The organism is Cecembia lonarensis LW9, assembly GCF_000298295.1.
In the GTDB taxonomy this organism is placed as follows: domain Bacteria; phylum Bacteroidota; class Bacteroidia; order Cytophagales; family Cyclobacteriaceae; genus Cecembia; species Cecembia lonarensis.
Genome location: NZ_AMGM01000050.1, coordinates 26,805 through 32,879, shown reverse-complemented (window position 1 = coordinate 32,879; position 6,075 = coordinate 26,805). Strand labels below are relative to the sequence as shown.

The 6,075-nt window shown below is 40.4% G+C and carries 7 protein-coding genes; 3 read left to right on the top strand and 4 right to left on the bottom strand.

What is annotated here, in order from left to right:
• Nucleotides 1-43: 43 nt before the first annotated feature.
• The gene (locus B879_RS14255) at nucleotides 44-934 is read right to left on the bottom strand and encodes a dihydrodipicolinate synthase family protein (protein WP_009185900.1); all 891 of its coding nucleotides are present in this window, start codon (nucleotides 932-934) and stop codon (nucleotides 44-46) included.
• Between the two features lie 214 nt (nucleotides 935-1,148).
• Entirely contained in the window at nucleotides 1,149-1,751 is a 603-nt protein-coding gene (locus B879_RS14250; RefSeq protein ID WP_009185899.1) for a Uma2 family endonuclease, read from the bottom strand.
• 132 nt (nucleotides 1,752-1,883) lie between these two features.
• Here B879_RS14250 and B879_RS23235 point away from each other — a divergent pair, with 132 nt between their 5' ends.
• From B879_RS23235 to B879_RS14240, 3 genes are all read left to right on the top strand, one after another.
• Nucleotides 1,884-2,357, top strand: coding sequence for a cupin domain-containing protein (locus B879_RS23235; RefSeq protein ID WP_238542143.1), 474 nt, complete (start codon nucleotides 1,884-1,886; stop codon nucleotides 2,355-2,357).
• Entirely contained in the window at nucleotides 2,339-2,749 is a 411-nt protein-coding gene (locus tag B879_RS23230; protein ID WP_009185897.1) for a helix-turn-helix domain-containing protein, read from the top strand. The genes B879_RS23235 and B879_RS23230 overlap by 19 nt, the downstream gene beginning before the upstream one ends.
• A 357-nt stretch (nucleotides 2,750-3,106) precedes the next feature.
• Nucleotides 3,107-4,792 carry a DUF885 family protein gene (locus B879_RS14240; RefSeq protein WP_040400785.1) on the top strand — a complete coding sequence of 562 codons (1,686 nt, stop codon included), beginning with the start codon at nucleotides 3,107-3,109 and terminating at the stop codon, nucleotides 4,790-4,792.
• Between the two features lie 48 nt (nucleotides 4,793-4,840).
• On the opposite strand, the gene B879_RS14235 is transcribed toward B879_RS14240, so the two are convergent.
• Nucleotides 4,841-5,257 carry a hypothetical protein gene (locus tag B879_RS14235; RefSeq protein WP_009185895.1) on the bottom strand — a complete coding sequence of 139 codons (417 nt, stop codon included), beginning with the start codon at nucleotides 5,255-5,257 and terminating at the stop codon, nucleotides 4,841-4,843.
• A 134-nt stretch (nucleotides 5,258-5,391) separates the two neighbouring features.
• On the bottom strand, nucleotides 5,392-5,844 hold the full coding sequence (locus B879_RS14230) for a DUF1569 domain-containing protein (RefSeq protein WP_009185894.1): 453 nt from the start codon (nucleotides 5,842-5,844) through the stop codon (nucleotides 5,392-5,394).
• Nucleotides 5,845-6,075: the final 231 nt, after the last annotated feature.

Sequence of the window (6,075 nt, the reverse complement as noted above, 5' to 3'; positions counted from 1 at the left end):
ACTTATGTCTTGAGTCTTATGTCTTGAGTCTTAAATCCAGTTCTCAAACCACCGGTCTATGCTCCAAGCCTCTTTTGATAATATTTTCAACCTTGACCCGCTCTTCTCCTACTAATGTCAGACGCGGCGCTCTCACCCATTCCGTTCCAATACCTGCCATTTGTTCAGCCAACTTGATGTATTGCACCAATTTTGGATGAATGTCCAACTCTAACAGGGGCAAAAACCAACGATAGATGGCCAAGGCCTCATCATACTTTCCTGCTTTCACCAATTCATAAACCGCTACAGTTTCTTTAGGGAAAGCACAAACCAAACCGGCTACCCAACCATCAGCCCCCATGACCAGTTCCTCCATAGCTAAAGTATCTACCCCACAAAGAATTTTAAACCGGTCACCGAATCGGTTGCGCATACGGGTCACATTGGAAATATCCCTGGTGGATTCTTTGATGGCCTGAATGTTAGCGCAATCTGCCAATTCCTCAAACATGGCTATCGTAACCAAGGTCTTGTAGTCCACAGGATTATTGTAGATCATGATGGGTAAGTCTGTACTATTAGCGACAGCTTTAAAATACGTGACTACTTCTCTATGGTCCGCGGCGTAGCGCATGGGAGGCAAAAGCATCAATCCGGAAGCGCCCATTTCCTTCGCCTTTTCTGCCCAGAAAATGGCATCTTTGGTAGCACCTTCTGCGATGTTGAGAATTACAGGAACTTTGCCATTGATATATTTGACGGTTTCGGTTGTCAATTGGATTTTTTCTTCCAAAGACAATACTGAGGATTCCCCCAATGTACCCCCAAGAATGATTCCATGAACACCCGCCTCCAGTTGGGCATCCAGGTTTTTGAAAAACATGTCCATATCCAAGCTACCATCTTGGTGAAACTTGGTCGTTACTGCCGGAAATACGCCTTGCCAGTTCATAGAATCTATAATTAGTTTTATTTTTCAAAATTAAGCCCTATTCAACAATGTTTTCCATACTGGCTTAGTCCTTAATGGTATAATATTGATATTTTTATTAGAAATAAAAATTAAAAAAACAATATGATATCAAAAGTTAATCCTTCAAACCCTTAGGTATTATTGATGCTACCAACTTGTGATTTCTTCCACTTACTCCAAAGCACCCGGTTTTTTATTCTTGAAAAAGTTCAGAAAGGTTCATTTGAAAACCTTCCACACAGGAAGAACCAACTACATCCCCTACCGTAAAGGGCCTGCTGGGCTTGTATTTGTCATTAACCAGCAAGTGGATAATCAGAGATTGCTCAACGGGATAAACAATCCAATACTCTTTTACACCTGATTCCTCGTAGAGTGCGTATTTAATCTGTAATTCTTTTTGATTATTACCAGGAGATAAAATTTCAACAACCAAATCAGGGGCTCCCAAACAACCTGCAACATCTAGCTTTTCCGGGTCACAAATCACGCAAATATCCGGTTGGACAACAGTGTGGATATCTTCATTTCTTAAAGATTTATGCGGTAAACGTACGTCAAAGGGTGCTTCGTAAACTTTACATGTTTTGCCTTTTAAAAATTGGTAAAACTCTGAAGCAATGTGCAGAGAAAGCCGTTGATGCAATCTATTTGGAGCTGCTGTTTTTTTGAAAACTTTGCCTTTGATCAATTCCAACGTTTCATCCAAATTCCATTCTAAGTAATCAGCATAACTGTACAAACCTCCATAAGAAAGGTCTGGTTCTTTGACAATATTTTTATCCTCCCTTAGCATACCTAAATTTACAAAATAATTTAGAGTGATGGAAAATTAAAGCCATATGGTTCTGGAAAAAGATTCTAACACTTGCTTTTCATTTTCTTTCCTACATATTGGGTCCTGTATATTGCCTTTTTCTACTACCTCATGAAAAAAATCATCTCATTCCAAATCCCTAAACCCAATAAAGAATTTGTCCGATTCCAGGTGGATGCGGGTAAACATTTTTATGACAAGCTACACCAGCATCCTCAATGGCAGCTCACCTTGATCATCGAGGGGAAAGGGCAACTGATGGTAGGGGACTACCTAGGGCGGTTTGAGCCTGGTGACATGTTTTTGTTTTCAGCCAATATGCCGCACGTGTTCCGTTCAGATGCAGAGTACTTTGATCCTCATGAAGACAAGCAGTCATTGGGACATACCTTGTTTTTTGATTTCGAAGCCTTGGGAAAAAGCCTCATGGAGGTGGAAGAATTTGCTGGTCTGAACCAGTGGCTACAACAGACAAAGGGCTGTTTTACTATACAGGGGAGTACCAAAAACAACCTCAAAAACAACCTGAGGAATTATCCCGGATTAAAGGGGTTAAAAAAATACTTGTGGCTTTGGAAATTTTGAATGTCCTACAAGAATCACAGGAACTCACCGCTTTAAACAGGCTTATTCCCCATAAAGATTTTACAGAATCCGAAGGTAAGCGCATGGGACAGGTGATGTCATTTATCCTTTCCCAAAGCCAAAACCAAATCAGTTTAAGTGAAGTGGCAGATGTGGCCAACTTAAGCAAAGAAGCATTTTGCAGGTTTTTCAAAGAAAGAACGGGAAAGACATTTACCGAATTTTTGACACAGGTACGGATTCACCAAGCCTGTCAACTCTTGCATGAAAGTGAATGGTCAATTTCGCAGATTGCCTATCAAAGCGGTTTTCAGAATCTTTCTTATTTCAACAGGGCATTTAAAAAAGTTCAGGGTGAAACCCCAAAGGAGTATAGGTCAAAGATGATATAGCGACGATATAGGGATTTGAAAACCAAAAAGTCAAAACCGATATAATTTAATCCTTGAATTATCCCTGCAGATTTAAAAAATAATTTTAAATCTGCAGGGATAAAAATATAGTTTTTTTCTTCAATTATTTTGATTCCATGCCATAAATGACAATGGTTGACTTATTGCATAAATATCCCAATGGCCTTAAAGAATTTAATCAGCTTCTATTTACACACCACCCATCAACATCAACAAACCATTGGTCAACAGGGTATTGGTTTTTTGCCCATGAAAAACGGAAATTACTTTTTGAAATATGAATGGGAAATTATTTCTACTTTATATTCACCTAACCATCTTCAAATCGTATCCATCATGAAAAAAGGTATACTTGCCTTTCTACTAGGCGTTTTAATTATCGGGAGTTCGCTGGCTACTGAATTATACCCCGCCATCAGCAGCTACCAAGCCGACCGGGGCGCTTTGGCCCGAAAGTACAATAATCCGCTTTCCGAGGAGTCATTCCTGAGATTCACCAAGCTTTACAATGATTGGATAGACGCCCTAAATAAAATGCCGTATGATGCTTATTCCCTTGATGGGAAGATGGACTGGCAGCTTTTTAAAAACCATTTGGAAAAAGAACTATTCTTTCATGGGCTAGCCTATGAAGACTTCAAGCAGGTCAGCCATGTAGTAGATTTTAAGGATAATTTGGAAAAATTCTATCAGGTCAGGCGCATGGCGGTGAAACCTCAATCCCAAGAATTGGCCGCCACCTTTTCCCTAACAGAAAAAGCCATCATAGCAAAATGGGAAGCCATGAAAAAGTCTAAACCCTTTGATTCATGGCAAAAAGCAGAGTTGGCTGCTGAGACAGTCGAAGCCCTGAGAAAAAGTACAGAGGAAGCCTATAACTTTTATTATGACTACGATCCTGACTTTACCTGGTGGATGAAAAAGCCGATGGAAAGCATGAATGAGGTGCTTAAAGCTTATGCCGCATTCTTAAAGGACCATTTTGAGAATACAGTAGTGAAGGATGATGGCTCAGGAATTATTGGCAAACCTGTTGGAAAATTGGCCATTGAGAAAGAACTGGCCTACAACATGATTCCTTATACTGCCGAAGAATTACTCAAAGAAGGAGAAAAACAATATGCCTGGTGCGAAGCAGAAATGCTGAAAGCTTCAGAGGAACTGGGCTATGGCAAAGATTGGAAAGCTGCCCTGGAACATGTTAAAAATACTTATGTCCCTGCAGGTGAATGGCCTCAAATGGTGGCAGAAATGGCCGATGAAGCCATTGAATTCTTAGAATCAAGAGACCTCCTGACCATCCCTGATATGGCTAAAGAAACCTGGCGAACCACCATGATGTCCGCTGAAAGACAAAAAGTTAGTCCCTTCTTCCTAGGTGGTGAAACCATTATTATTTCTTATCCCACCTCTACCATGACCCATGAAGAAAAAATGATGAGTATGCGAGGGAACAACCCCCATTTTTCAAGGGCAACTGTACAACATGAACTGATTCCTGGACACCACTTACAACAATTCATGAATCAGAGGCATTTCCCCCACCGCCGGGTTTTCAATACCCCATTTTGGGTAGAGGGCTGGACCTTGTATTGGGAATTCAACTTATGGGATAAAAATTTTCCAAGAAATGCAGAAGATAGAGTCGGCATGCTTTTTTGGAGAATGCACAGGGCTGCAAGAATCGTTTTTTCGCTCAATTACCATTTGGGCAAATGGACACCTCAGCAGTGTATCGATTACCTGGTAGATGCCGTTGGGCATGAGCGGGCCAATGCAGAAGCAGAGGTACGAAGGTCCTTTGAAGGCAGATATGGTCCATTGTACCAATTGGCCTATATGATAGGCGGCTTACAGGTATATGGGCTAAGGCAAGAAATGGTAGAAGGTGGACAAATGACCGAAAAAGAATTCCACGATTATTTCATCACCCAAAACTATACCCCAATAGAACTGCTCAGGGCAAGGATGAAAGGAGATATCCCAAAAGACTTTACAAGTACCTGGAGGTTTTTGGATTGAGCTGAATAATACCCTCCAAGGGATCTAAACCCTTGGAGGGTATTTTAACTACCTAAAAGTATATTTAAGTCCCAACCCGGCACGGAAGAAGTTTCCTCTTTCGGTGGGGAAAATGGGGCTGGCTTCCATTGTAAAACCGAAATTTTTGGGGTTAAAAGGCTTAACCAATAAACCTAATGGCACGCCGAGGTAGAAACCATCTCTGTTTCCCTCTGTCCCTAAATGAAACCCACTGTAAAAATTGACCTCATCACTTTGGACAAAATTGTATCCAAAGGTACCTTCTATCCCAACTCTACCTCCAGTGGAAACCCTAGCTTCACCAAACATTTTATTGTCAGGATCTGTACCGATTGACGCAAAGGTGGCAGAACTCAAACGATAAATCCCGGCAGCAATCTGTGCATTGGCTTGATATACAGTGGCAAAAAACAGTACTGTTGAAATTACAAGTAACTTTTTCATAATGTTAAATAGTTGGTTGAGCCTGATGTAAAACAAAGACCAGACCAACTCTATAAAACTGCTGACTTCAAATCAGGCTTGGGAGAATAAAGTACTAAGTCGCAAAGACTTAAAATTCTTAACAAACAATAAATTTAAACCCCAAATTGACGCAGGTGATGGTCCATATGTTTCCATACAAATATACCCCACTCCTGATGATTCAATGGACCAAATCTTGGATGCATTCCCTGCATATTGCCCTCTATTTTTTCAAACTTCTTGAGAATATACTGCATCTTTGATTTTTCTTCCCCGAAGGTTTTCTCATCGACCTTGCCCTGCATATCAAACCTTTTAGGTCCTTTGGCAAATTTTGGGAACTCTTTTTTCAGGTAAAAGAAGTAAATCTTGCCCAAACGCTGCTTAAAAGTAGGGGCAGTAACAGCAGGAGGAGCATTCATGATGGATTGATTGGCCAAGTTACAATGGGCCATCATTTCCGATACATTCATCTTCCCCCATTTTGCCTGGCTTGTTGACTGCAATTGATCTATCCGGGAGTAGATTTTCTGAAGTTCCTCAGGGTTCAATATGGATTTTTTCATAAATCATTATTTCATAACCATTCAAGGTAAGTATTTTTTCAATAGCCTAGTCCTCATTGCCTGCACTTTTATACCCCTCAAAATCTGCCTATTCCTCAAAATATCTTAACTTTGCGCCTTATTCATCAAAAGGGCTTTTAAGCAGTAAGCCAAGACAGCTGAATATTGATCTAAAATACTGAAAATCAAAAGCATTATCACCTTTATCAGGTAATATTAATAAGATAAATC